This window comes from Pseudonocardia sp. P1, assembly GCF_000178675.2.
Classification (GTDB): domain Bacteria; phylum Actinomycetota; class Actinomycetes; order Mycobacteriales; family Pseudonocardiaceae; genus Pseudonocardia.
This window is the reverse complement of record NZ_ADUJ02000001.1, coordinates 3,416,445-3,439,698: the sequence shown is the minus strand read 5'-3', so window position 1 is coordinate 3,439,698 and position 23,254 is coordinate 3,416,445. Positions and strand designations below refer to the sequence as shown.

Below are 23,254 nucleotides of genomic sequence, written 5' to 3'. Positions count from 1 at the left end.
CGACGCCGTCACTGCAGGCCGGTCGGGCCGAGCCGCAGGTCCCCCGCGGTGATCCCCCCGTCGACCGGGATGACCTGGCCGGTCACGAACCGCGAGTCGTCGCCGAGCAGGAACCGGATCACCGGCGCGACGTCCTCGACCGACCCGATCCGGCCCATCGGCGTCCGCGCCCTGATCTCCTCGGCGAACCGGCCCGAGACGAGCAGCGACGCGGCGAGCGGGGTCGCGACGTAGCCGGGGCTCACGGCGTTGACCCGGATCCCGTGCGGGGCCCACTCCACGGCGAGGGTCCGCGTCAGCGCCAGCACACCGCCCTTCGACGCGGCGTACGAGGCGAAACCCGGTGCCCCGTAGTGCGCCAGCATCGAGGTGATGTTCACGATCCGCCCGGGACGGCCCGCCGCGACCAGCCGGTCCGCGAACGCACGGCACACCTCGAACGTTCCGTGGAGGTTGACGTCGACGACGGTCGTCCAGCTCTCCTCGAGGACGTCCTGCGCCCGCTCGCGGCGGTTGAGCCCGGCGCAGTTGACGAGCTGTTCCGGCAGGATCCCCGCCTCGTCGAGCCCGGCGAACAACGCCCGGACCGAGGCCACGTCGCTGACGTCGACGCGGGCCGGCCGCACCCGTCCGGGGAGCCCCTTCCCCTCCAGTTCCGCCGCCAGCCCGGCCGCGGCCTGCTCGTCGATGCCCGCGCAGACGACGTCGGTCCCGCCCGTCGCCAGCAGTTCCACCGTGGCCGCACCGATACCGGTCGCACCGCCGGTCACCAGGGCCCATCCCATTGCGATCCGCTCCTCTCGACGGGGCCGGACGGCCACGTCAGTTCATGAAGATGCCGCCGTTGACGTCGAGCGTGTGCCCGGTGATCCAGGCGGCGGCGTCGGACACCAGGAAGACGACGGCGGCGGCGAGCTCGTCGGGCGTGCCCATCCGCGGGACGGGATAGCCCTCCGGCGCGTAGTCCCGGCCGTGGGTCATCGGCGAGTCCACGGGGCCCGGCGCGATCATGTTCACGGTGACGCCGTCGCCCCCGTACCGGCGGGCCAGCCACTTGCCGAGCGCCCCGACCCCGCCCTTGGACGCCACGTAGGCGGCCCCGGAGTTGACGCCGCCGACCCGGGCGGCGATCGAGGAGAACAGCACCAGCCGGCCCGCCCCGGCCGTCACCAGGTGCGGCAGGACCGTCCGGGAGACGACGTAGGAGCCGGTCAGGTTGACGTCCAGCTGCCGGTCCCACTCCGGGCGTTCCAGGTCCGCGATCGCGGTCTCCGACACGACCCCGGCGCAGTGCACGGCGATGTCGAGGCCGCCGAACCCGGTGACCGCGCGGTCGACGGCGGCCGCGACCGACGCGTCGTCGGCGACGTCGGCGACGGCGCCGACGGCGGTCCCGCCCCGGGCGGCGACGGCGGCGCACACCTCGTCGACCGGCTGCCGGTCGACGGCGACGACGCGCACGCCGTCGCGCGCGAGTGCCAGCACCGTCGCCCGGCCGATGCCCGAGGCCGCGCCGGTGACCAGGGCGCTCCGGCCCGCGATCCCCGTCGCGCTCAGCACGACGCACCCCGGCCTGCCCCGGCCGCGGTGCGCGCCGGGCCGGTCCCGACGCCGGCGAGGTCGATGCCGCGGGTCTCCCGCAGGAACAGTGCCGCCACCAGCGAGAGCAGTGCGGTCGCCGCGTAGAACCAGGACGGTGAGAGCGGGTTCGCGGTGGTCGCGACAAGGAAGGTCGCGATGAAGGGCGCGGTGCCGCCCATCGTCGAGTTCGCGATGTTGGTGACCAGGGCGACGCCGGTGTACCGCACCGGGGTCGGCATCCTCTCGGAGAAGGTCACGAACAGCGCGCTGTTGAAGACCGACACGCAGACGAAGCAGACCGACTGGGCGAGCATCGCGAGCCCGACCGAGCCGAGCTGCATGAGCTGGAACATCGGGATCGCCAGGACCAGGCCCGCGCCCGAACCGGCCAGAAGGACCGGGCGGCGGCCGAACCGGTCCGCGAGGTAGCCGCCGACCGGCAGGGTGAGGATGCCGAGGACCAGCGCGAGGCTCGTGCTGACGAAGGCCACGGTCGAGGAGAACCCGGCGGTCGTCCGCAGGTAGGTGGCGGTGTAGACGGACGCGGTGTAGAAGCCACCGGCGGACAGCCCGTAGAGGGCCACGAGGTGCGCGATCGTCTTCCACGACGTCCGCAGCAGCGTCGTGATCGGCAGGCTGCTGACCTGCTGCTCCTCCTTGAGTGCGGTGAACTCGGGGGAGTCGTGCAGGTTGTTGCGGATGTAGAAGCCGATGATCCCGATGACGGCGCTCAGCAGGAACGGGAGCCGCCAGGCCCAGTCGATCGCCTGCTGCTCGGTGAACAGCGAGCTGATCGCGAGGCCCGTCAGCGACGCCGCCAGCGAACCCAGGTACATGCCGCCCATGACCAGGGCGGTCTGGAAGCCGCGCCACCGGGTCGGGGCGTGCTCGGAGACGAACACGTTCGCCCCGCCCACCTCGCCACCGGCGGAGAAGCCCTGCAGGCAGCGGCAGAGGATCAGCAGCATCGTCGCCCAGATGCCGAGCGTCGCGTAGGTCGGGAGCAGCCCGATGAGCAGCGTCGATCCCGCCATCAGCAGCAGCGTCCAGGTGAGCGCGGTGCGGCGGCCGTAGCGGTCGCCGATGTGCCCGAAGAACAGGCCGCCGGGGATGCGCAGGAAGAACGCCACCGCGAAGGTGGCGAACGTCTCCAGCAGCGCGGTGTTGGGGTCCTCGGATGCGAAGAACTGCACGCTCAGCAGGGCGGCCATGTAGCCGTAGATGCCGAAGTCGTAGTACTCGACGATCGTGCCGAGCACGGCACCCTTGATGACCTTGACGCTCGACTGGCGTGGCGGGGGCGCGGTGGGGGAGTGGTCAGTGGACACGACTGTGTATCCCGTCTGGAGTTCGGGTGACGCGGACCGGCGACGTCGCCGGGGAGGGGGCGCGGGCCCCGCGGGTCAGCGGATCAGGTCGTCCACGAGCGCGACGTCGAGACCGACGTCGCGGTAGTGCTCGCGGGTCTTGTCGATCTTGCTGAAGACGTCCTCGATGCCGAGCATCCGGAAGTCCGCGTCCACGTAGATGTAGGCACCCGTCGTGATGAAGAGGGTGATCATCTCCTGGCAGTCGGACGGCACCTCGAGGGTGTGCACGTCGCCGGGGGGCTCGAAGGCGAAGCTGCCCTCCTCGGACCACCAGTCGTACTCCAGGTAGTGCCAGCGCCCGCGCAGCGTGAACGCCTGCACCGCACCCGCGTGCCGGTGGCGGGAGACGACGCCCTGGCGGCGCACGCGCAGCAGGTTGACGAACTTGCCCTCCCCGGGCTGGAACATCAGCGGCCGGAACTCGACCCCGGGCGAGTGCTCGCCCTGCGGGACCCAGAGTCGTTCGTCGCAGTCCAGGTCGAGCGCACCCGGGGTGATCATGTCGTCGACCATCCCGTAGAGCCTCGGCCCGTCGTAGGGCTTGACCGCGTCCTCGATCGGTGTGGACACCCTGCCGTCCTTCCGCAGTAGGTCTGAACTTAAACGGTTAACTTAACCGTTTAATGGACAGTAGCAGCGGGTAGTCACGGCGGCAATGGTCCGTCCGGCGGCGGGGTGGCCCCGGACGCGGGAGATCCGGCCCGGACCGTTCGTGCCGGTCGGGGCCGGATCGGCTGGTGGGGCGGGCGTCCGTGACGCCCCTGCCTCACGTCGTGTCGGGCTCCCGGGTGTAGGTGCAGAGCGCCGCGATGACGAAGACGTCCAGCGTGATGATCAGCAGCGACCAGAGCGGGTACAGCGGGATGAACAGGAAGTTCGCGACCATGCTCAGGATCACGACCACGATCCCGACCACCCGGCCCCAGGTCTGGCCCGCGAGCACGGCGCAGCCGGCCAGCGCCACGACGACCCCGACGATCAGGTGCACCCAGCCCCACGTCGTCAGGTCGAAGGAGAAGACGTACTCGGGGCCGATCACGTAGACCTCGTTGCGGAACAGCCCCACGAGTCCCTGGATCGCGCCGAACACACCGGCGACGATCATGATGATCCCGGCGAAGAACGCGAGACCGGTCCTCCACCCCTCGCGATGGTGCGGCCGCGCGGTCGCCTCCCCGGCGGTGGTCGCGGCCTTCTCGGACAGAGACATGTCAAACCTCCCGGACAGCGGGCACGTCGTCCCGACGAGGGTCGTCGTCCGGCTCCGATTCCTCCTCACCCGGCAGGGGTGAGATGCGCTGCAACGAGAGCACCTCCAGGCCCAGGTCACTGCAGAGCTCCAACAGGGAGTGCAGGTCGGCCTGCTCGGGGAAGACCCCGAGCAACGTCGTGTGTGACGGCACGGTCCGCACCTCGAGCGCTCCGAACGCGCTCCGCGCCGGCCCGGACAGCCGCCCGTTCACACACACCTCGTACCGCGCCATCGCCGATGCTCCCGTCCGCGCGCGCCCCGGTCTGGACGGCCGAGGCTCGCCGCCCGCGGCCCCGCGAGTCATCGCCCGTGCCGGATGAGCACCGGCCGTCAGCGGTGCCCGCTGTCGATCAGGCCGCGCTCGTGCGCCGCGACCACCGCGAGCCTGCGGTTGCTCACCCCGAGCTTCGCGTAGATCGACCGCACGTGGCTCTTGACCGTGTTCACCGAGACGGTGAGGTCCGCGGCGATGTCGTCGAGCGAGAGCAGGGAGGGCAGCAGCTCGAGGACCGTGATCTCCCGGTCGCTCAGCAACGCCTGCTGCGGCGTCCGGCCGAGACCCGCGTCGAGCGCGCGCCTCGCGATCTCGTTGTGGCTGCCGAAGCTGCCGAGCTGATGGACCAGCAGCTCGTGGACACCCGGTTCGGCGACGGCGAACGGGCGGATCGTGCCGAGCGGTCCGGCCCAGGCGAGCGCGGTCTGCAGTGCGTGCCGCGCGGCGAGCCGCTCGTCGGCCGCCATCGCGATCGAGGTCTCCAGGAGCCAGGCGTCCACCACGGTGGCGGGCAGCAGGACCGGGACCGACCCGTCGAGGACGGGCCGGACCAGGGCCCGCGCCCGCCCCCGGTGGCGGCCGGCCGACTCGGTCCAGGCGCGCATCGTCACGAGCTCGCCGCAGTCGCCGGTCCGTTGCGCCGCCCACGCGAGCGCGCTCTGCGCGGCGGCCGGGTGCCCGAGCAGGAGCGCCAGCCGGCACTCCAGCATCGCGAGCGCCGCGGCCTGCTCGGCCCCGATGCCGTGGGTGCCGAAGTCGGCACGGGCCCGCTGCAGCTCCGTCAGGCCCCGCGCGCGGTCCCCGAGGTCGAAGGTGGCTGCGCCGTGGACCGCCTGCAACGCGAACCGGATCGCGGGCGACGCCGAGCCCGCCCCCTCGGTGAGCCCCTCGGCGGCGATGCGCTCGGCGTCCGCGGTCTCGCAGGCCATGAGCTCGGCGTAGGACAGCAGCGCCCGGGCCGTCGTGGGCAGCGCCGTGCCGCCCCACCCGTGGTCGTCGGCGAGGATCAGCGCCTCCCGGCACACCTCCCGCGTCGTGGGCAGGTCGCCGTCGCCGGCCGCGACGACACCGAGCAGGGCCAGCGACACCGCCCGCAGGTGGTCGAAGCCGTGCCGGCGGCCGAGTGACAGTGCGGCGTCCAGCTCGGCGTGCGCCCCCTCGCGGTCGTCGCCCAGCAGGGCCCGGCCACGGCTGAGCCGGGCCAGCGCCGCCGTGCCGGGGTCACCGGGCAGCGGGTCGTCGGGCTGCGGGTGGCCGGGCTGTGGGTCGTCGGGCTGCGGGTGGCCGGGCTGTGGGTCGCCGGGTTGCGGGTCGCCGGCGGGGAGCGGGTCCGGGGCCGCGCCGGGCTCCCCGGCGCCGAACTGCTCGGCGACCGCGCGGAGGACGCCGAGCTCCACGGGGTCGTCGCCGTCGGGAGGGCTGCGCCGGGCCGCGTCCAGGTCGTCGCGGGCGGCGGGCAGGTCGCCGTCGGTGAGGTGCCCGAGTGCCGAGGCGAGCGAGAGCCGCGGGCCGCACGCGTCGGTGCCCGCGAACGAGAGCGCTCGGCGCAGCGGGCGGAGGTCCCCGCGGAGCAGCAGCGGCACGGCGAACCGGTGCAGCAGCTCGACGACGAGCGCGGGGTCACCGGTCAGGACGGCGTGCTCCAGGGCTGCGCCGGGGGCGTCCTGACCGGCCCACCAGCGCGCGGCCACCGCATGCAGGTCCGCGACCCGGCGCTCGCCCTGGCGCTCCAGGTCGGCGGCCAGATGGGTGCGCAGGAGCTCCTGGATCCGGTACACGGCGGGGTGTTGCCCGGCGGTGGAGAGCAGCGAGGTCCGGTGTTCGAGCCGGTCGAGCACGCTGCCGGCGTCGTCCAGGCCGGACAGCTCGGCGGCGAGCCCGGTCGGGACCGGGTTGCAGATGCTGATCACCCGTAGGAACTCGCGCACGTCGTCGGGCAGGCCGGAGAGGATCTCGCCGACGAGGTAGTCGCCCACCGAGCGGTCGTCCCCGGAGAACTGGGCCAGGAACGCCGTCCGGTCGGGGGCCTTCTCGAGGCCGAGCGCGGCGAGACGCAGACCCGCGACCCACCCGCCGGTCCGGGTGTGGAGCACCTCGACCTGGGACGGGGTCAGGTGCAGGCCCGACTGCTCCAGCAGGGCCGCCGCCTCGCGGCGGGTGAAGGCCAGGTCGTCGGCACGCAGCTCCCGGACCCGGCCGCCCAGACGCAGCCGGGGCAGCGACAGCGGTGGGTCGAACCGGCTCGCGAGGACGAGATGGACGTTCGGCGGCTTCACCCGGGTGAGGATCCGGACGCCGTGCACGGCGTCCGGATCGACGAGCTCGTGGACGTCGTCGAGGACCAGGCGGAGGGGGCCCGGGAGGGCGGCCAGCGCTGCGGCGAGATCGGCGACGAGCTCGGGCAGGGCTCCCGGCCGCCATGCCCACGGGGCTCGCAGACGGCTGTCCGGGGGTACCGACGGGCAGCCCGCGATCGCCGCCACGACCGACGCCCACAGCCGGCTCGGCTTGTTGTCGTCCCGGTCGACGGTGACCCAGGCCGTGTCGACCGTCGGGTCGTCCCGTGCCCAGGCCGCGAGCAGCAACGTCTTGCCGTACCCGGCCGGGGCGGAGACCAGGGTGAGGTCGGCCGCGGCGCCCCGGTCGAGCTCGCGGTTCAGCGCGGCGCGCAGCACGGCCTCGGGCGGGACGTGCGGCACCGTGATCTTGACGGCCGGGACCGGTGCCGCAGGCTCGTGACGATCGGGTGGAGGTGTCAGGGCGATCTCCTGGCGGGGGTCGTCCGCCCCGGCGTCCGTGCGCCCGGGGCGCCGCGACGGGGCTGGTGGTGTGCGCTCCGTGAGGGGTCACCCCCTTCCGCGGCGAGGCCGCCGTGCGGTCACCGACCGGCCGCCCCGACGGCGGGCCTCGTACCGTGCTCCCGACCCGTGCGTGATCACATCGCCAATGTTGTTGACGGCCAACGGGCTCGCCCCGTCGCCGGGATCAGCCGGTACCGCGCGTGCCGGGCGGCGGATCGGCCGCCGGACCGCCGTCGGACGTGCGCGGTCCGTGGCCGTCCTCGGCCCGCTCGACGGCCCCCAGGAGGAGCCGGGCGACCAGCCCGACGACGATCAGCCCGAGGATCATCTGGGTCGTCACGAGGATCCGCGTGAGGCTCGTCGTCGGCACGATGTCGCCGAACCCGACGGTGGCGAAGACGGTCACCGTGAAGTAGAGCGCGTCGGTCCGGTCGAGCACCTGGTTGAAGCTGTCCGGACGTTCGTGGGCGACGATGCAGTACGCGGAGGCGTAGAGCACCAGGAAGAGCGGGAAGCCCGTGGCGACGGCCTTCGCGGCGCGCAGCCGGGGGAAGTCCGACCGGCCGACCGCCCGCACCTGGGCGACGACCAGCCAGCCGTAGACGGCGAGGCCGCTCGCGAACATGGCCCCGGTCGCGAGGTTCAGCGGGCGGTCGAGCGGGGCCAGGTAGTAGACGGCGACGAGCAGCACGATCGAGGCCGTGGAGCTGAGTATCGCGACCACCAGCGCCCGGCGGGCCGAGGGGCCGGACGTGCCGCCACTCGTCATCGCCGTGGTCCCGTCGCCGCCCGGGCGTGCGGGCGCACCGGGCCACGTCCGCGGGGCCCTGAACCCCGGGACCTCCTGCCGCTTCGCACCGGCCCACCGAACCGCCGGTCCCGGCGGGCGGTCCTCACCCGCACCGGGCGATCCGCCGGGTGCGGTCGGGCCGGGCCGGACTCTCGCCCTCCACGGGTGATGGCGGCCGCCGCCGCCCGGCCTAGCTTCCGCGTCATGACGACTTCGGCAGCCGAGGCCCCGGCCGCTGCTCCGCCGGCCGGCGCCGCGTCGCAGGTCCCCCCGGAGACCGGCGGCGCGGTGGCTCAGCCGAGCATGCCGCGGGCGCTGGTCATCCTCCTCGGCCTCGCGGCGGCGACCATCGCCGCGGCGGGCATGCAGGCGGTCGCCTGGCTGATCGGCCCCGCCTTCATGGCGCTGATCATCGTCATCGCGGTCGCACCGGTGCAGGGCTTCCTGCGGCGGCACAACTGGCCCGGCTGGGCGACGACCCTCGTGGTGGTCCTGCTGGTCTACGCGATCCTCCTCGGGCTGGCCCTCGGGATCGTCTACTCGGTGGCCCGGCTGGCGACCGAGCTCCCCCAGTACGCCGGATCGGCCACCGCCCTCGTGAACCGGGCGACGGCGGGCCTGGCCACGATGGGCATCGGTCCCGAGCAGCTGCAACAGGCCGCCGGTTCGCTGGACCTCGGCAAGCTGGCCGGCCTGCTCGGTGCCCTGCTGAGCAGCGTGGCCGGTCTGGCGACCAACTTCGTGTTCCTGCTCGCACTGCTGCTGTTCCTCGGGGTCGAGTCGAGCGGGGCCGGTGACCGCCTCGCCGCGATCGCCGCCGACCGTCCCGCCACCAGCGCGGCCCTGGCCCGCTTCGCGTGGGGCACCCGGCAGTACCTGATCGTCACGACGGTCTTCGGGCTCATCGTCGCGGTGCTCGACTGGGTCGCGCTGCTGATGCTGGGCATCCCGCTGGCGGCGACCTGGGGCCTGCTGGCGTTCGTCACGAACTACATCCCGAACGTCGGCTTCGTCATCGGGGTGATCCCGCCGGCGCTGCTCGGGCTGCTGACCAGCGGTCCCGAGCTGATGATCATCGTGATCGTCGTCTTCTGCGCCATCAACTTCGTCGTCCAGTCGATCATCCAGCCGCGGTTCATCGGCGACGCCGTCGGGCTGTCGGTGACGGTGACGTTCGTGGCCCTGGTGTTCTGGGCCTGGTTGCTCGGACCGCTCGGGGCGATCCTCGCGGTCCCGCTGACGCTGCTGGCCAAGGCCATGCTCGTGGACATCGATCCGAGCGCCCGCTGGGCCGACGCCCTGCTCCGGTCGAAGCCGAAGGGCGAACCGGACACGCCGCCCGGCGAGCCCCCCGACGAGGAGCACCACGGCCGGCTGCACCGCCTGCGACGGCGGCGGAAGGCGACCGACCCGGACACCGACGGTGCGGCCGTCCTCCGGGCGGGCGACACCGGGAACGGCCCGGTACCCCCGGTCCCGGGCTGAGCCCGCGGCGCCGAACCATCCCCGACGGATGAGGCACGGACCCCGTCCCGGTCGGGAGCATCCCCACGGTCCGGCACCCCTGCGACGCCGTCCCCGCCGCCGCGAGCGGCGCGTGACGGCGGCGCAGCTCGGAGAGGAGACCGACATGACCGACACCGGGCGTACGCCGGCCGGGGCCGGCCGTCGCGGCCTCGGCGCGAGCACCTGACGGATGCTGCGGGAGCGGTCGTGAGCACCAGTACCCCGAACACCCCGCCGGGCGGCGCGCGCCCGCCCGAGCCCCGGCCCCTGAGCTGGAGCGAGCGGCGCCGCCTGCGCGCGATCGAGGCGTCCCTGGTCGACGCCGACCCGGCCCTGGCGTACCTGTTCGCCGAGGACCCGCGGGTCGGCCGCCGGCGGCTGCTCAAGCGGATCTGCTGGTGGTCGGTGGCGTGCGGGTTCCTCCTGATCGTCCTCGGTTCCTCCCTGTCCGCGGCCGTGCTGGTGATGCCGGGGCTGCTGGCGACGTTCGTCGTCCCCCCGATCGCCTGGTGGCTCGCCGAGATGCAGCCCGACGACCCCTGACGGCAGGAAGGACCCCGATGACGAAGGACGACGCCGGGCAGGAGGCCCGCGCCGGCGACGACACCGGCAGCACCGGTGTCCGCCCGGTGTGGGGGGTGATGACCGCCGCGTGCGTGTCGACGCTGGTGGTCAACGCGAACACCTCGGCGGTGAGCATCCTGCTGCCCTCGATCAGCGCCGACCTCCAGGTCTCGGTGGACGTCCTGCAGTGGGCGGTCACCGGTTACCTGCTCGTCGGTGCCGCGGTGATCGTCACCTCGGGCGCGATGGGTGACGTCTTCGGCCGCCGGCGGATCTTCGTGGCCGGGCTGCTGCTGTTCGTGGTCTCCTGCGCGCTGATCGCGCTCGCCCAGAGCGGCTGGATGGTGGTGGTCGGGCGGCTGATCCAGGGCGCCGCGGGGGCCACGATCCTGGCCTGCGGGCTCAGCCTGCTCTCGGTGGCGTCGTCCGGGCCGGCCCAGATGCGCGCGGTCACCATGTGGGGCGCCGCCGCGGCGGCGGGTGCCGCGGGCGGTCCCGTGGTCGGCGGCGTCCTCAACGAGCTGACCGGCTGGCAGGGGCTGTTCTGGATCGACGCGGTGATCGCCGCGGTCTGCGTCCCGCTCACGCTCCGCACGGTCGCCGAGTCCCGGGACCCGAAGCGGTCGCCCTCGATCGACCTCGCGGGCACGGCACTGATCGCCTGCGTGCTCGTCCCCTTCGTGTTCGCCATGACCGAGGGGCCGACGTGGGGGTGGCTGTCGGTCCCCACCGTGACCTGCCTCGTCCTGACCGTCGTGGCCTCGTTCGGCTTCGTCGCCGTCGAACGGCGGGTCGCGTCGCCGCTCGTCGACCTGCGGCTGCTGGGCAACGTGCAGCTCGTGGCGTCGACCTGGGTGATCTTCGTCGGGGCCGGGGCGATCGCCGCGCTCAGCTTCATGCTCAGCCTCTACCTGCAGAACCCGGCCACGCTCGGCCTGTCGAGCCTGCTCGCGGGCCTCGCCATGCTGCCGCTGGCCGCGGTCGTGATCATCCTGGCGCCCGCGGTCACCCCGCTGGCGCACCGGTTCGGCACCCGTGCCGCCGTGCTCGGCGGCTTCGTGATCCTCACCGCCGGGTTCGCCCTGCTGGCGCTGGTCACCCCGTCCTGGAGCTACAGCACGTTCCTGGTCCCGCTGCTGTGCGTGGCCGCCGGGCTCTCCCTGACGAACGGCCCCGCGTCGTCGGTCGCGACCTCCTGCGTCACACCGGACCAGGTCGGGCAGGCGTCGGGGATCTCCAACATGGCCCGTTACGTCGGCGGCGCGGTCATGACGGCCGTCGGTGCCGGCGTCTACGAGAACGTGATCTCGACCCGTACGGCGGACGGCGACGCGCAGGGCGACGCGCTCGCCGCCGGGTTCTCGGCCGGGTCCGTCGTGCTCGCGATCTTCTCGGCGGTCAGCATCGTGCTCGCCGTGTTCGCCTCCCGGCGCCCCGGCCGGCCGCGTGCCATCGACTACGCCGCGGCGGCCGCGTCGACGTCGCACACCCTGCCCGTGTCGGACAGCGGCGTCGCGCGCTGACGCCCGCCGGCGGCGGGATCCCCCACCGAGGGTGATGTCCCGGGGCCCGCCGGTCCGAAGAGTCGAGGGGGTACGACGACCGGTTCATCGGACGGAGGCAGGGCATGGCGACCTTGACGGTGTGGAAGTTCGACACGGCGAGCGGGGCGGACGACGCGCTCCACCTGCTGCAACGCATGCAGAAGGAGGAGCTCCTCCGGATCGACGACGCCGCCTGCGTGTACTGGACGGAGGGCCGGAAGAAGCCGAAGACCGAGCAGCTGCACAACCTGACCGGGGGCGGGGCCCTCGGCGGCGGCTTCTGGGGCCTGCTGTTCGGGTTGATCTTCTTCGTCCCGCTCCTGGGGCTGGCGATCGGCGCGACGATGGGTGCGCTCACGGGCTCGCTCTCCGACGTCGGGATCGACGACGAGTTCATCAAGAAGGTGCGGGACAACGTCACCCCGGGGACGTCGGCGCTGTTCGTGATGACCTCGAACGTCGTCGAGGACAAGGTGCTCGACCAGTTCCGCGACACCGGAGCGACGCTCCTGTCGACCAACCTGTCCGACGAGCAGGAGTCCAGGCTGCGTGCGGCGTTCGCCGAGGAGGAGTAGCGGGGCGTGACCGTCGCCGAGGGGATGGAGCACGTCGCCACGGCGTTCGAGGTGATCGGCGCGGCCGTGCTCGTGCTGGGCCTGGTGCTCGCGGGCGTGCTCGCCGTCCGGGTCTGGCAGCGCACGAGGAGCGGCCGCGCCGGTTACCGCACCCTGCGCGAGACGTTCGGCGGGGTGCTGCTGCTCGGTCTCGAGATCCTGGTGGCCGCCGACCTCGTGCGGACCGTCGCGGTCGAGCCGACGCTGCAGAGCGTGGCGGTGCTCGGGCTCATCGTGCTGATCCGGACGTTCCTGAGCTTCTCGCTCGAGATCGAGATCGAGGGGATCCCGCCGTGGCGGCGGGCGCTCGTCGGCGGCGGACGGCAGCTGTCCGCGGCGGTGTCGCGGGCCGGCGCCACCGCGTCCGGCCCGGCAGGCACCGGTGGTGACGGCCGCGCGTGACCCGGGGCCCACCCCCCGCGGGTGGTGTCCGGCCGGCCTGCCCGGCCGGACACTGCTCACCCGCCCCGAGGCGGAGGGAGGCCCGGGATGACGCCGACGGTCTACCGGTTCCGGATCGACGGGCACCTGTCCGAGCAGGCTGCCGAGGAGTTCTGCGACATGCGGATCGAGGAGGCCCGGGCGAGCACCGTCCTCGAGGGCACCGTGGTCGACGAGTCGCACCTGCACGGGATCATCGCCTCGATGCGGGTGCTCGGGCTGACCGTCGTCTCGGTCCGGCCGGTCGTGCGGTGACCGCCGCGCGCCGGCACCGGCCCGCGTTCATCCGCTCCGGACGAGGTGGGCCCCAGCGGGGTCGCCGATGCTCGCGCTCCGGAACCGGCGGTGCGAGGAGGGTGCTGTGAGCGGATCGCCGACGGGCCACGTCGTCGGGGCCCGGCAGGTGTTCGACCACGACCCGGCTGCACCGCTCGCGACGGTCGTCGTCCCGTCGGTGTTCGTCGCGGCCCGTGGGCCGGACCGGACGCTGCTGCTCGTGCGCCGGTGCGACAGCGGCGGCTGGGAGCTGCCGGGCGGCCGGGTCGACGTGGGGGAGTGCGCCGTGGCCGCGGCCGTACGCGAGACCGCCGAGGAGTCCGGCGTGCTCGTCGCGATCACCGGGATCGTCGGTGTCTACACCGATCCGGGGCTCGTCGTCCGGGCCGTCGACGGCGAGGTCCGTCAGCCGTTCAGCCTGGTCCTGCGGGCGGAGCCGGTCGGCGGAACCCTCTGCGCGGACCGGGAGGAGACCAGCCTCGCCGCGTGGCTCACCCCGGCCGAGATCGACCGGCTGCCGCTGGAACCGGGGGCCCGGCACCGGATCGACCACGCCCTGGCCGACGGCCCCGTCCCGTACCTGCACTGACCCTTCCCGGCACGTCCGTCACGTCACCTGGAGCCACGATGACCGCCACCCCGGTCCAGCCGGTCGACACCGCACCGGCGCCCGCCGGAACCTCCGTGGAGGAGCGCGAGGCGCGCGGCCGGGCGGCGCGCCGGGACACGCCCCGCGGCGCGCACGCCGACTTCCGGCCGGACCCCGCGCGCCCCGGCCCGCTCCCGCTGCTCACCGCCCAGGACGCCGGACGCGTCCCCGAGCTCCTCCCGATCCGGTACGGCCGGATGGCCGCCACACCGTTCACGTTCTACCGCGGGGCGGCCGCCGTGATGGCCCGCGACCTCGCCGGTACCCCGGTCTCCGGCATCACCGCGCAGATCTCCGGGGACGCGCACCTGTCCAACTTCGGCTTCTTCGCCTCGCCCGAGCGGCGTCTGGTGTTCGACCTCAACGACTTCGACGAGACCCTGCGCGGCCCGTGGGAGTGGGACGTGAAACGGCTCGCCGCGAGCCTGGAGATCGCCGGGCGGGACCGCGGGTTCCGGCGCGGGGACCGGCGGGACATCGTCGAGACCGCGGCACGGTCCTACCGGCACGCGATGCGCCGGTTCGCCGCGATGACCACCCTCGACGTCTGGTACGCGCGGGCCGACGTCGAGGAGATCCGCGGCCGCTACGAGCGCGAGCTGGGCAAGGGGCGCAAGCGGGTGGACCGCGGCCTGGCCAAGGCGCGCACCCGGGACAACCTCGGAGCGCTCGGCCGGTTCACCACCGACGCCGGCGGGCGGCTCCGGCTGGCGGCGGCCGAGCCCCTCGTCGTCCCGCTCCGTGATCTCTTCCCGGAGGAGACGACCCGGCTCGGCCAGGAGGACGTGATGCGCGGCCTGCTCCGTGACTACCGGGCCACGCTCCCCACCGAGCGCCGCGTGCTGCTCGACGGCTACCGGCTGGTCGACATCGCCCGGAAGGTGGTCGGTGTCGGGAGCGTCGGTACCCGCTCGTGGATGTTCCTGCTGCTCGGCCGCGACGACCAGGATCCGCTGTTCCTGCAGGCCAAGGAGGCGGGCCGGTCCGTGCTCGAGGACTACCTGGGGCCGGCACCGCAGTCGTCGCCCGCCCGGCGGGTGACCGAGGGCCAGCGGCTGATGCAGGCCGTCGGCGACATCTTCCTCGGCTGGCAGCGGCACGTCGGCATCGACGGCCGGACGCGCGACTTCTACCTCCGCCAGCTGCGCGACTGGAAGGCCTCCGCCGAGGTCGAGGCGATGATCCCGCGCGGGATGGAGGTGTACGCCGAGCTGTGCGGCTGGACGCTGGCGCGCGCGCACGCCCGGTCGGGGGACCGTGTCGCCATCGGCGCCTACCTCGGCTCGGGGCCGTCGTTCGACCGGGCCGTCGCCGGGTTCGCGACGGCCTACGCCGACCTCAACGAGCGCGACCACCAGGAGCTGCTCGACGCGATCGGGGACGGCCGGATCGACGCCGAACCCGGGGTGTGACCGCGGGTGCCGGCACCGCCCGTCAGCGCGCCGGCCGTCCCCCGGCGACGCGGAGCAGGGCGGTCAGCCCGCTGCGCACCCCCGCGGGGGCGAAGGCCGCGGGGGCGGCGCCGGGGGTGCCCTCCGGCACCCGCACGCGCAGCACCCCGGGGAGCGAACGGAACCGCAGCGGCGGGGCCATCCGCAACGCCTCCCCGTCGAGGGCCACGTCGAGCACCGGCTCGGCCGAGTCGACCTCGAACTCGGGGGTCGTCCACTCCCGGTAGCCGTGGAAGCGCCCGACCTGCCCGCCCGCCTCGGCGGTGAGCAGCGCGGGCAGGTCACGGGCCCGTTCGACCGTCACGGTGACGACGCCGAGCACCCCCGCGTCGATGCACTCGCGGGTGCCGAACCCGTTGAGGGTGCTCAACCGGTAGGCGCCGTTCGACACGAGCAGCACGTCGGCGGAGTGCACCGGTGCCCCGTCGGCGTCGCTGAAACGCAGGTCGGACCGGCGGGCACCCGGGCCCAGCATCTGCGGCAGGACGGTCGCCGTGGTCGCGAGCTTCGCGTCGCGGTAGTCGTCGGACTGGACGACGGTCGCGTACACGCCGAGCGAGGCGTTGTTCACGAACACGCGCTCGCCGAGCAGGGCCAGATCGACCCGCCGCTCGACGGCCGGGCCGAACGCGTCCAGCGCGGCCGGGACGTCGTCGCGGTCCAGGCCCAGGTCGAGGGCGAAGTGGTTGCGGGTCCCGGCGGGGACGCAGACGAAGGCGACGTCGTGCCGGCGGGCGACGTCCGCGACCAGCGCCTGCGAGCCGTCGCCCCCGGCCATCCCGATCACGTCGGCGCCGCCGGACACCGCCTCCTCGGCGAGCGCACGCAGGTCGTCGCCCCGCTGGAGGACCACCGGGGTGACACCGCGGTCGCGGGCGGCCGTCACCAGGTCGTCACGCTCGACCTTCCCGCCGCCGGACCGCGGGTTCATGATCAGCACCCCGGAGCGGGCCGGTCCCACCGGCCGTGACGTCGCGGGCGTGCGGGCGAGGTCGTGGCCGATCGCCACCCGGCCCGCCGCCGTGGCCAGCAGGACCAGCACGACGACCGAGACCAGCCGCAGCACCGAGCCGGTGAGGAGCAGGACCCAGACGGTCCCCGCCAGCGCCGCCACGGCGACCGCGGCGGCGAGCACCCGGCGGGTGCCGCGGTTGACCAGGGCCGTCCACCCGGCGACCACCGCGACGACGACGAGGACCAGCCCCAGCACCATCGCGAGCGGGTCCCTCAGCAGCGACAGCATCACGATCGCCGCCACGAGCAGGGCGACGAGCGCGCCCGCCGCGGCCAGCCGGCGCCCGGCCGACGGCGGGTCGAGGGGCGCGGACGCGGCGCCGGGCGGTCCGTCCGGCATGGTGATCACGCCCCTCGGGTGACGACGCGTCCGACCCTGGCCGCGTCGCCGCCCGGCGGCATCACCCTCTCCGGATGACTCCCCGGCGGTAGGTGAGCCGTCGCAGCAGGGTCTCGGCCGGGCCACGGATCCCGGCGCGGTCGAGCGCGTAGGCCAGTACGACGGTCAGCAGCCACGTCCCGATCCCGACGAGCAGCGCCGACCAGCTCGTGAGATGGGCACCGAGCGCGAGTCCGGACGCCGCGAGCAGCGGGGTCCACACCATTGACTGCGCGATGTAGCCGCTCATCGAGCGGCGGCCGAGGGCGACCAGGGCGCGGACGGGCAGCGGCGGCGTCGTCCCACGGGCCGTGATCCGGTGCGCGACCAGGCCGAACAGTGCCGCGTAGCCGACCCCGGCGAAGAAGCCGGTGTAGACGTGCAGGTCGGTGAGGGCGGCCCCGCCGGGCAGCGTGAGCACGCCGAGGTGGACCAGCGCCTGCGCGAGACCGGCGCCCCAGCCGACCGCGATCCCGAGGACAGCGGTGCGCCGCAGCAGCGGCAGGTGCCGCGCGGGCTCCTCGAGCACCCGGTGCCGCGATGCGAGCAGGCCGACGAGGAACGCGGCGGGCAGGGTGACGGTGACGAACCCCGACAGCAGGCCGGGGAACCACATGACGAGGCGGAGCGGGATCGACAGGAGGTAGCTCTCCTGGGCGATCGCCATCCGCTGCACCTCCATCGCGGCCGGGGCGGCGGGCGCGCCGAGCGCGGTCATCGTGAGGGCCCAGGCCCCGCCGACGCCGAGCAGCACCCCGATCCAGATCTTCAGGACGCGGTCGCTGCGGTTCAGGAAGAGCGGCACCAGGACGAGGCCGAGCAGCCCGTAGGTGCCGAGGATGTCGCCCTGCCACAGCAGCGCGGCGTGCACCAGACCGAAGCCGAGCAGCCACAGGTGCCGGGTGCGCAGGAGCCGGCGGGCGTCGCGCACCGAGGTGCCGCCGCCGGTCTGGCGCGCATACATCTGGCCGATGCCGTAGGCGAACAGCAGCGCGAACAGCGGGTACGCCCGGGCGTCGACGGTGACGATCGTGACCGCCTGTGCGATCCGGTCGGCGACGCCGCCGCCTGCCGGGTGCAGCAGCGTGGCGCCGATGTCGGTCGTGTAGAGGAACCACGGTACGTGCGCCAGCGCGATGAGCAGCAGCATCAGGCCGCGGGCGAGGTCCGGGGCGAGTGCACGGCGCGACACGGGGGTCGGGAGCGCCGGCGAGGTGTCGTCGGGACCGGGGGCCGGTCGCAGCGGTGCGGTCGCATCGGTGGGCACGGGAGGCTTCCTCTCGGTGGCGGAGTGCCTCCATCAGAGACCGTGCCGTCGGGGCACACTCAAGTCCCGGTCCGGGCGGGGCCGGCGGGGAGCGTCAGAAGAAGCCCTCGCGCCGTTCCCGGGCCTGCGCCCCGCGGGGCTGCCCGAGCTCCACGCTGAGCCGGGACGCGGCCGCGAGCAGCGGTTCCAGCACCGTGGCGCGGAGCTGCTCCGCCGTCGTCCGGGCCACCGACGTCGACGACGCCATGGCCGCGACCACGGACCCGGTGTGGTCCCGGACCGGGACGGCGACGGAGATCAGCTCGGGGTCGAGCTCGCCGTCGACGATCGACCAGCCCTGGGCCTGGACCTCGCGGAGCACGCCGCGGAGGGACTTGGGGTCGGTCACCGTCCGTGCGGTGTGCGCGGGGAGCCCCGCCGCGAGGACGCCGGCGACGGTCTCCTCCTCGGCCCACGCGAGCAGCACCCGGCCCATCGAGGTCGCGGCCGCGGGCACCCGGGTGCCGGGGGAGACGTCGATGCTCATGATCCGCCGCACGGCGACCCGGGCGACGTACACCGCGTCGGTGCCGTCGAGCACGGCCAGCGACGCCGACTCCCCCGTCTCCTCGGACAGCCGGGACAGGTGCGGCCGGGCCAGCTCGACGATCGAGTTGGTCGCGGTGAAGTGCTGCCCGATCGACAGCACCCGCGGTGTGAGCCGCCACCGGTTGCCGACGGGCCGGACGTAGCCGAGGTGCTCGAGCGTCAGGAGGATGCGCCGCACGGCCGGCCGGGACAGCCCGGTGGCCTCGGCGAGGTCGGTGCCGGTCGGACGGGGCCGGTCGGCGTCGAACGCCAGCAGCACCGCGAACCCGCGCTCGATGCTCTGGATGTGGTCACGGTCGTCGGCCGGCCTGTCGCTCATTCAGTCGCAGATCCTCTCAGTGCAGCGGGACCCGGTCCCTCGCATCCTGCCCGCGTCCATTGACCGGTGACCCCGGCCACGCCATGGTGAAGTCTGAACGCAGGGCGTTCGACCGGTACGCACAGCGTACACGCGAAAGGAGCGATCGATGGCGATCGACCCGAGAGAGCTACGGCGGTGCCTGGGTCACTTCACGACCGGGGTCACCGTGATCACCTGCCAGGGCGCCGACGGTGCACCGCACGGCGCGACGGTCAACGCGTTCACGGCGGTGTCGCTGGAGCCACCGCTCGTGCTGGTCTCCCTGGACCGGCGGTCGCGGCTGTGCTCGCTGGTCGAGGCGCGGCCCTTCACCGTGAACGTGCTGGAGAGCCGGCAGAAGGACCTGGCACTGCACTTCGCGGGCCGCCCGAACCAGGACGTCGAGTGGCTGCCCGACAGCGCCTGCGGTGCGCCGCGGCTCGGCGGTGCGCTGGCGCACGTCTCGTGCACGCCCTGGCAGTCCTACGACGGCGGCGACCACGTCCTGTACCTGGGCGAGGTCCAGGAGTTCCTGATGAACGGCGGGGAGCCCCTGCTGTTCCACACCGGCAAGTTCCACCATCTCGGCGACGACCACGAACCGCTGCTGTGGGGCGACTCCGCCGACGGCCCGCAGAGCCAGTCCTGGATCCCGCCGCACGCCGCGGCCCGCTGACCCGACCCGCCCTCCACCCGTGACCCGGCACCCTGCCCCGCGCGGTGCCCCGACCCGGCATGCCCGGACGACGAAGGAGTCGACGATGACCCTGCAGCAGGATTCCGTCAGCACCCCCACCGACGGCGAGGGCCGCGCGACGCGGCCGATGACGGGCGCCGAGTACATCGAGAGCCTGCGGGACGACCGCGAGGTCTTCCTCTACGGCGAGAAGGTCCGCGACGTCACCACCCACCCGGCGTTCCGCAACGCGGTCCGCATGACCGCGCGGCTCTACGACGCGCTGCACGACCCGGACAGGCAGGAGACGCTGACCGTCCCCACCGACACCGGCAGCACCGGGTTCACCCACCCGTTCTTCCGCACCCCGCACTCGGTCGAGGACCTGAAGAAGGACCGCGACGCGATCGCGGAGTGGGCCCGGATGACCTACGGCTTCATGGGCCGCAGCCCCGACTACAAGGCCGCCTTCCTCGGCACCCTCGGCGCGAACTCGCCGTTCTACGACCCGTACGCGGCCAACGCGCGGCGCTGGTACGAGGAGTCGCAGGAGAAGGTCCTCTACTGGAACCACGCGATCATCAACCCGCCGGTCGACCGGCACCGCGACCCGGACGAGGTCTCCGACGTGTTCATGCACGTCGAGGAGGAGAACGACAACGGCGTCGTGGTGTCGGGGGCCAAGGTCGTCGCGACCGGATCGGCGATCACCCACTTCAACTTCCTCGCCCACTACGGGCTGCCGATCAAGAAGCGGGAGTACTCGCTGGTCTGCACCGTCCCGATGGGTGCGCCCGGGATGAAGCTGATCTGCCGGCCGTCCTACGCCCAGCAGGCCACCATGACGGGCAGCCCGTTCGACTACCCGCTCTCGTCGCGGATGGACGAGAACGACACGATCTTCGTGCTCGACAAGGTCCTGATCCCCTGGGAGAACGTCTTCATCTACGGCGACCCGGAGAAGGCGTCGACGTTCTTCCCCGGCTCGGGCTTCCTGCACCGCTTCACCTTCCACGGCGTCACCCGGCTCGCGGTCAAGCTCGACTTCATCGCCGGACTGCTGATGAAGGGCCTCGAGGTCACCGGTTCGAAGGACTTCCGCGGCGTCCAGACCCGGGTCGGTGAGGTGATCGCCTGGCGGAACATGTTCTGGGCGCTGTCGGACGCGATGTGCGCCAACCCCGACGAGTGGGTCGGCGGCGCCAAGCTGCCGAAGCTCGACTACGGCCTGGCCTACCGCTGGTTCATGACGATCGGCTACCCCCGCGTCCGCGAGATCATCCTGCAGGACCTCGGCGCCTCGCTGATCTACCTGCCCAGCCACTCGACCGACTTCCTGTCCCCGGAGGTGCGGCCCTACCTGGACAAGTACGTGCGCGGCTCGAACGGCTACGAGGCCGTCGACCGGGTCAAGCTGATGAAGCTGATCTGGGACTCGATCGGCACCGAGTTCGGTGGCCGGCACGAGCTCTACGAGCGCAACTACTCCGGCAACCACGAGGGCGTGCGCGCCGAGCTGCTCTTCGCCGCCGAGGCCTCCGGGACGGCCGGGGCGATGAAGGGCTTCGCCGAGCAGTGCCTGTCCGAGTACGACCTGAACGGCTGGACCGTGCCCGACCTGATCAACCCGGGTGACGACGCCGTCATCGGCCGCCGCTGACCCCGGCGCGGGGACGCCGGTCTCCGGCGGGCGTCCCCGCGTGCCACCCCCTGCCCGCCACCGATCGGAGCCCGGGAATGACCGCCGTACCGACCCAGCACACCGACGCACCGGCCGGGATCCCGGTGTGGCACGGCGTCGACGAGGTCCCTGCGGGCTCCGGCCCGTGCGTCGTCGCGCTGGGCGTGTTCGACGGCCTGCACCGGGGCCACCGCCGGATCGTGGCGACCGCACGGGCGGTCGCGCGCCGCCGCGGCCTGCCGGTCCTGCTCGTCACCTTCGACCCGCACCCGGCCCGGGTGCTGGGCACCGGCCGGGACACCGCCGCCCTCAGCACGCTCGGGCACCGCGCCGAGCTCGCCGCGGACGCCGGCGCCGACGCCGTCTGCGTGCTCCGCTTCACCCGCGAGCTGGCCGCCCGCACCCCGCAGGAGTTCGCCCGCGAGGTGCTGGTGGCCGGGCTGCGGGCCGCGGCCGTCGTCGTCGGGGCCGACTTCACCTTCGGCGCGCGCGGCGCCGGGACCGTCGGCACCCTGCGCGAGCTCGGCCGGGAGCTCGGGTTCACCGCGCACGGCGTCGACCTGCTGCAGGAGGCCGGCACGACCTGCTCGTCGACGCACGCCCGGCGCTGCCTGCGCGCCGGTGACCTCCCCGGCGCCGAGCGGGCGCTGGGCAGACCGCACCGGGTCCACGGGCAGCGCCGGTCCGACCGGGTCGTGCTGGAGCCGGACACCGCGCTGCCCCCGCCCGGCCGGTACCGGGCCCTGGTCGGCGACCGGCCGGCGACCGTCGAGATCGACCTCCGCGGCGGGCTGCGCCTCCTCGGCGCGGTGACCACCGGCCGGGACGGGACGGTCGCGGTCACCTTCCCCGGCGCCGGGACGGCCGCGCGATGACGTCGCTGGAACAGCGGATCGCCCGGCTGGAGACGCTGGAGGAGATCCGCACGCTCGACGCCCGCTACTGCCGGGCCCTCGACGACGGCGACTGGGACACCCTTGTCTCCCTCTTCACCGACGACGGCGAGTTCACCGGCCTCGGCCACGCCCGCGGGCGTCCAGGGCTGCGCCGGTTCTTCGCCGGGCTCGCCGGGAACGGGCTCACCGCGTTCTGGCACCACGTCACCAACCTGGAGATCGAGCTCGACGGCGGTGCCCCGGGCCGGGCGCGCGCCCGGTCGTTCCTGTGGCAGCCGTGCGTGCTGGACGGGGTCCCGCACGTCGCGGCGGGCCGGTACACCGACACCCTCGTGCGCGTCGCCGGTGCCTGGCGGTACCGGTCGAAGCAGGTGTCGTTCGACTACTTCGCCCCGCTCGACGAGGGCTGGGACCGCGCCCGGTTCACCGTGGACGCGGCCGCGGGGACCCGCACCCCCGGTGACACCCCGGAACCGCCCCGGCCGGACCACGCGCCGATCGCGCTGCACCACCGCACCGACGGCCCGGCCGACGGCCCGGTGCTGGTGCTCGGCCCGTCGCTCGGCACCGACCTGCACCTGTTCGACGCCCAGGTCGCCGAGCTCGCGAGCACCTATCGGATCGTCCGCTACGACCTGCCCGGTCACGGCGGGAGCCCCGCCCCGGACGGCCCCTACACGGTCGCGGGCCTCGCCCGCGACGTGCTCGCCCTGCTCGACGGGCTCGGCATCGGCCGCTTCCACCACGCGGGGGTGTCGCTGGGCGGCGCGATCGGCCTGCAGCTCGCGCTCGACCGGCCCGACCGGGTCGCGTCGCTGACCGTCGTCGCGTCGGCGGCGCGGTTCGCCGAGCCCTCGGAGTGGCCGCGGCGGGCGAGGGTGGTGCGCGCCCAGGGAACCGGGGCGATGGTCACCAGCCGGCCGGGCACCTGGTTCACCCACGACTTCGTCCGCCGGCGCAACGGCGAGGCGGTGCGGTTGCTCGCGATGCTGCAGGCCACGACGGCCGAGGGCTACGCGGGGTGCTGCGAGGCGATCGGGGAGTTCGACGTCCGGCGCCGCCTCGCCGGGATCACCGCACCGACGCTGGCCGTCGCCGGCGCCGCCGACCCGGCGACGCCGCCGGAGATGCTGAAGGCGATCGCGAACGGCGTCCGCGACGGGCACTACGTGATCCTCGACGGCGCGGCGCACCTGCCGAACGTGGAACGGGCCGACGAGGTCACCCGCGCGCTCGCCGAGCACCTCGGCCGCTGCTCGGCCGAGCCGGCTCGGGAAGGGAGCACCTGACCACGGTGCGG

At 73.9% G+C, this 23,254-nt stretch carries 23 protein-coding genes; 12 read left to right on the top strand and 11 right to left on the bottom strand.

Going from position 1 to position 23,254, the window contains the following annotated elements; all coding sequences use genetic code 11:
- Window positions 1-8: 8 nt before the first annotated feature.
- The 8 genes from PP1_RS15680 to PP1_RS15645 all read right to left on the bottom strand — a co-directional run bounded on the left by PP1_RS15680 (window position 9) and on the right by PP1_RS15645 (window position 8,047).
- The gene (locus PP1_RS15680; protein WP_010243890.1) at window positions 9-785 is read right to left on the bottom strand and encodes an SDR family NAD(P)-dependent oxidoreductase; all 777 of its coding nucleotides are present in this window, start codon (window positions 783-785) and stop codon (window positions 9-11) included.
- Between the two features lie 37 nt (window positions 786-822).
- Complete coding sequence (locus tag PP1_RS15675) at window positions 823-1,560, bottom strand: SDR family NAD(P)-dependent oxidoreductase (protein ID WP_060574313.1); 738 nt, start codon at window positions 1,558-1,560, stop codon at window positions 823-825.
- Window positions 1,554-2,909 (bottom strand): MFS transporter, encoded by a 1,356-nt coding sequence (locus PP1_RS15670; RefSeq protein WP_083696987.1) that lies wholly within the window; start codon window positions 2,907-2,909, stop codon window positions 1,554-1,556. The genes PP1_RS15675 and PP1_RS15670 overlap by 7 nt, the downstream gene beginning before the upstream one ends.
- Before the next feature lie 75 nt (window positions 2,910-2,984).
- On the bottom strand, window positions 2,985-3,521 hold the full coding sequence (locus tag PP1_RS15665; RefSeq protein ID WP_010242477.1) for a 2,4'-dihydroxyacetophenone dioxygenase family protein: 537 nt from the start codon (window positions 3,519-3,521) through the stop codon (window positions 2,985-2,987).
- Between the two features lie 196 nt (window positions 3,522-3,717).
- Window positions 3,718-4,161 (bottom strand): DUF7144 family membrane protein, encoded by a 444-nt coding sequence (locus PP1_RS15660; RefSeq protein ID WP_010242475.1) that lies wholly within the window; start codon window positions 4,159-4,161, stop codon window positions 3,718-3,720.
- A 1-nt stretch (window position 4,162) separates the two neighbouring features.
- On the bottom strand, window positions 4,163-4,354 hold the full coding sequence (locus tag PP1_RS15655) for a hypothetical protein (RefSeq protein ID WP_139323632.1): 192 nt from the start codon (window positions 4,352-4,354) through the stop codon (window positions 4,163-4,165).
- 179 nt (window positions 4,355-4,533) lie between these two features.
- Window positions 4,534-7,176 carry a LuxR C-terminal-related transcriptional regulator gene (locus PP1_RS15650; protein WP_010242470.1) on the bottom strand — a complete coding sequence of 881 codons (2,643 nt, stop codon included), beginning with the start codon at window positions 7,174-7,176 and terminating at the stop codon, window positions 4,534-4,536.
- Between the two features lie 286 nt (window positions 7,177-7,462).
- Window positions 7,463-8,047, bottom strand: coding sequence for a potassium channel family protein (locus tag PP1_RS15645; RefSeq protein ID WP_010242469.1), 585 nt, complete (start codon window positions 8,045-8,047; stop codon window positions 7,463-7,465).
- Between the two features lie 225 nt (window positions 8,048-8,272).
- On the opposite strand from PP1_RS15645, the gene PP1_RS15640 reads away from it, so the two are divergent.
- The 8 genes from PP1_RS15640 to PP1_RS15605 all read left to right on the top strand — a co-directional run bounded on the left by PP1_RS15640 (window position 8,273) and on the right by PP1_RS15605 (window position 15,074).
- The gene (locus tag PP1_RS15640) at window positions 8,273-9,553 is read left to right on the top strand and encodes an AI-2E family transporter (protein WP_010242468.1); all 1,281 of its coding nucleotides are present in this window, start codon (window positions 8,273-8,275) and stop codon (window positions 9,551-9,553) included.
- Window positions 9,554-9,781: 228 nt separating this feature from the next.
- Window positions 9,782-10,117 carry a DUF3040 domain-containing protein gene (locus PP1_RS15635; RefSeq protein ID WP_010242466.1) on the top strand — a complete coding sequence of 112 codons (336 nt, stop codon included), beginning with the start codon at window positions 9,782-9,784 and terminating at the stop codon, window positions 10,115-10,117.
- Window positions 10,118-10,134: 17 nt separating this feature from the next.
- Complete coding sequence (locus PP1_RS15630; protein ID WP_010242465.1) at window positions 10,135-11,661, top strand: MFS transporter; 1,527 nt, start codon at window positions 10,135-10,137, stop codon at window positions 11,659-11,661.
- 104 nt (window positions 11,662-11,765) lie between these two features.
- On the top strand, window positions 11,766-12,257 hold the full coding sequence (locus tag PP1_RS15625; RefSeq protein ID WP_010242464.1) for a DUF1269 domain-containing protein: 492 nt from the start codon (window positions 11,766-11,768) through the stop codon (window positions 12,255-12,257).
- A 6-nt stretch (window positions 12,258-12,263) separates the two neighbouring features.
- Window positions 12,264-12,698 (top strand): DUF1622 domain-containing protein, encoded by a 435-nt coding sequence (locus PP1_RS15620; protein WP_202968849.1) that lies wholly within the window; start codon window positions 12,264-12,266, stop codon window positions 12,696-12,698.
- Window positions 12,699-12,785: 87 nt separating this feature from the next.
- On the top strand, window positions 12,786-12,992 hold the full coding sequence (locus PP1_RS15615; RefSeq protein ID WP_010234446.1) for a hypothetical protein: 207 nt from the start codon (window positions 12,786-12,788) through the stop codon (window positions 12,990-12,992).
- 106 nt (window positions 12,993-13,098) lie between these two features.
- The gene (locus PP1_RS15610; protein WP_202796417.1) at window positions 13,099-13,602 is read left to right on the top strand and encodes an NUDIX hydrolase; all 504 of its coding nucleotides are present in this window, start codon (window positions 13,099-13,101) and stop codon (window positions 13,600-13,602) included.
- A gap of 38 nt (window positions 13,603-13,640) precedes the next feature.
- Window positions 13,641-15,074, top strand: a complete 1,434-nt coding sequence (locus PP1_RS15605) for a DUF2252 domain-containing protein (RefSeq protein ID WP_075313907.1) — start codon at window positions 13,641-13,643, stop codon at window positions 15,072-15,074.
- A 22-nt stretch (window positions 15,075-15,096) separates the two neighbouring features.
- Here the strand turns inward: PP1_RS15605 and PP1_RS15600 are convergent, their stop codons facing one another.
- The 3 genes from PP1_RS15600 to PP1_RS15590 form a co-directional block, all read right to left on the bottom strand.
- Window positions 15,097-16,467: a diacylglycerol/lipid kinase family protein gene (locus tag PP1_RS15600; RefSeq protein ID WP_075314899.1), complete on the bottom strand. Its 1,371-nt coding sequence runs from the start codon at window positions 16,465-16,467 to the stop codon at window positions 15,097-15,099.
- 61 nt (window positions 16,468-16,528) lie between these two features.
- The gene (locus PP1_RS15595) at window positions 16,529-17,773 is read right to left on the bottom strand and encodes a DUF418 domain-containing protein (RefSeq protein WP_075313908.1); all 1,245 of its coding nucleotides are present in this window, start codon (window positions 17,771-17,773) and stop codon (window positions 16,529-16,531) included.
- A gap of 94 nt (window positions 17,774-17,867) precedes the next feature.
- A complete protein-coding gene (locus PP1_RS15590) occupies window positions 17,868-18,680 on the bottom strand; it encodes an IclR family transcriptional regulator domain-containing protein (RefSeq protein ID WP_010242339.1) in 813 nt (270 codons plus the stop codon).
- A gap of 148 nt (window positions 18,681-18,828) precedes the next feature.
- Here PP1_RS15590 and PP1_RS15585 point away from each other — a divergent pair, with 148 nt between their 5' ends.
- From PP1_RS15585 to pcaD, 4 genes are all read left to right on the top strand, one after another.
- On the top strand, window positions 18,829-19,377 hold the full coding sequence (locus tag PP1_RS15585) for a flavin reductase family protein (protein WP_010242341.1): 549 nt from the start codon (window positions 18,829-18,831) through the stop codon (window positions 19,375-19,377).
- 85 nt (window positions 19,378-19,462) lie between these two features.
- Window positions 19,463-21,037 (top strand): 4-hydroxyphenylacetate 3-hydroxylase family protein, encoded by a 1,575-nt coding sequence (locus tag PP1_RS15580; protein ID WP_010242343.1) that lies wholly within the window; start codon window positions 19,463-19,465, stop codon window positions 21,035-21,037.
- Between the two features lie 77 nt (window positions 21,038-21,114).
- Window positions 21,115-21,933, top strand: coding sequence for a hypothetical protein (locus PP1_RS15575; protein ID WP_075313909.1), 819 nt, complete (start codon window positions 21,115-21,117; stop codon window positions 21,931-21,933).
- Window positions 21,930-23,243, top strand: a complete 1,314-nt coding sequence (gene pcaD, locus PP1_RS15570; protein WP_010224394.1) for a 3-oxoadipate enol-lactonase — start codon at window positions 21,930-21,932, stop codon at window positions 23,241-23,243. Before PP1_RS15575 ends, pcaD begins: the two co-directional genes overlap by 4 nt.
- The last annotated feature ends 11 nt before the right edge of the window (window positions 23,244-23,254 follow it).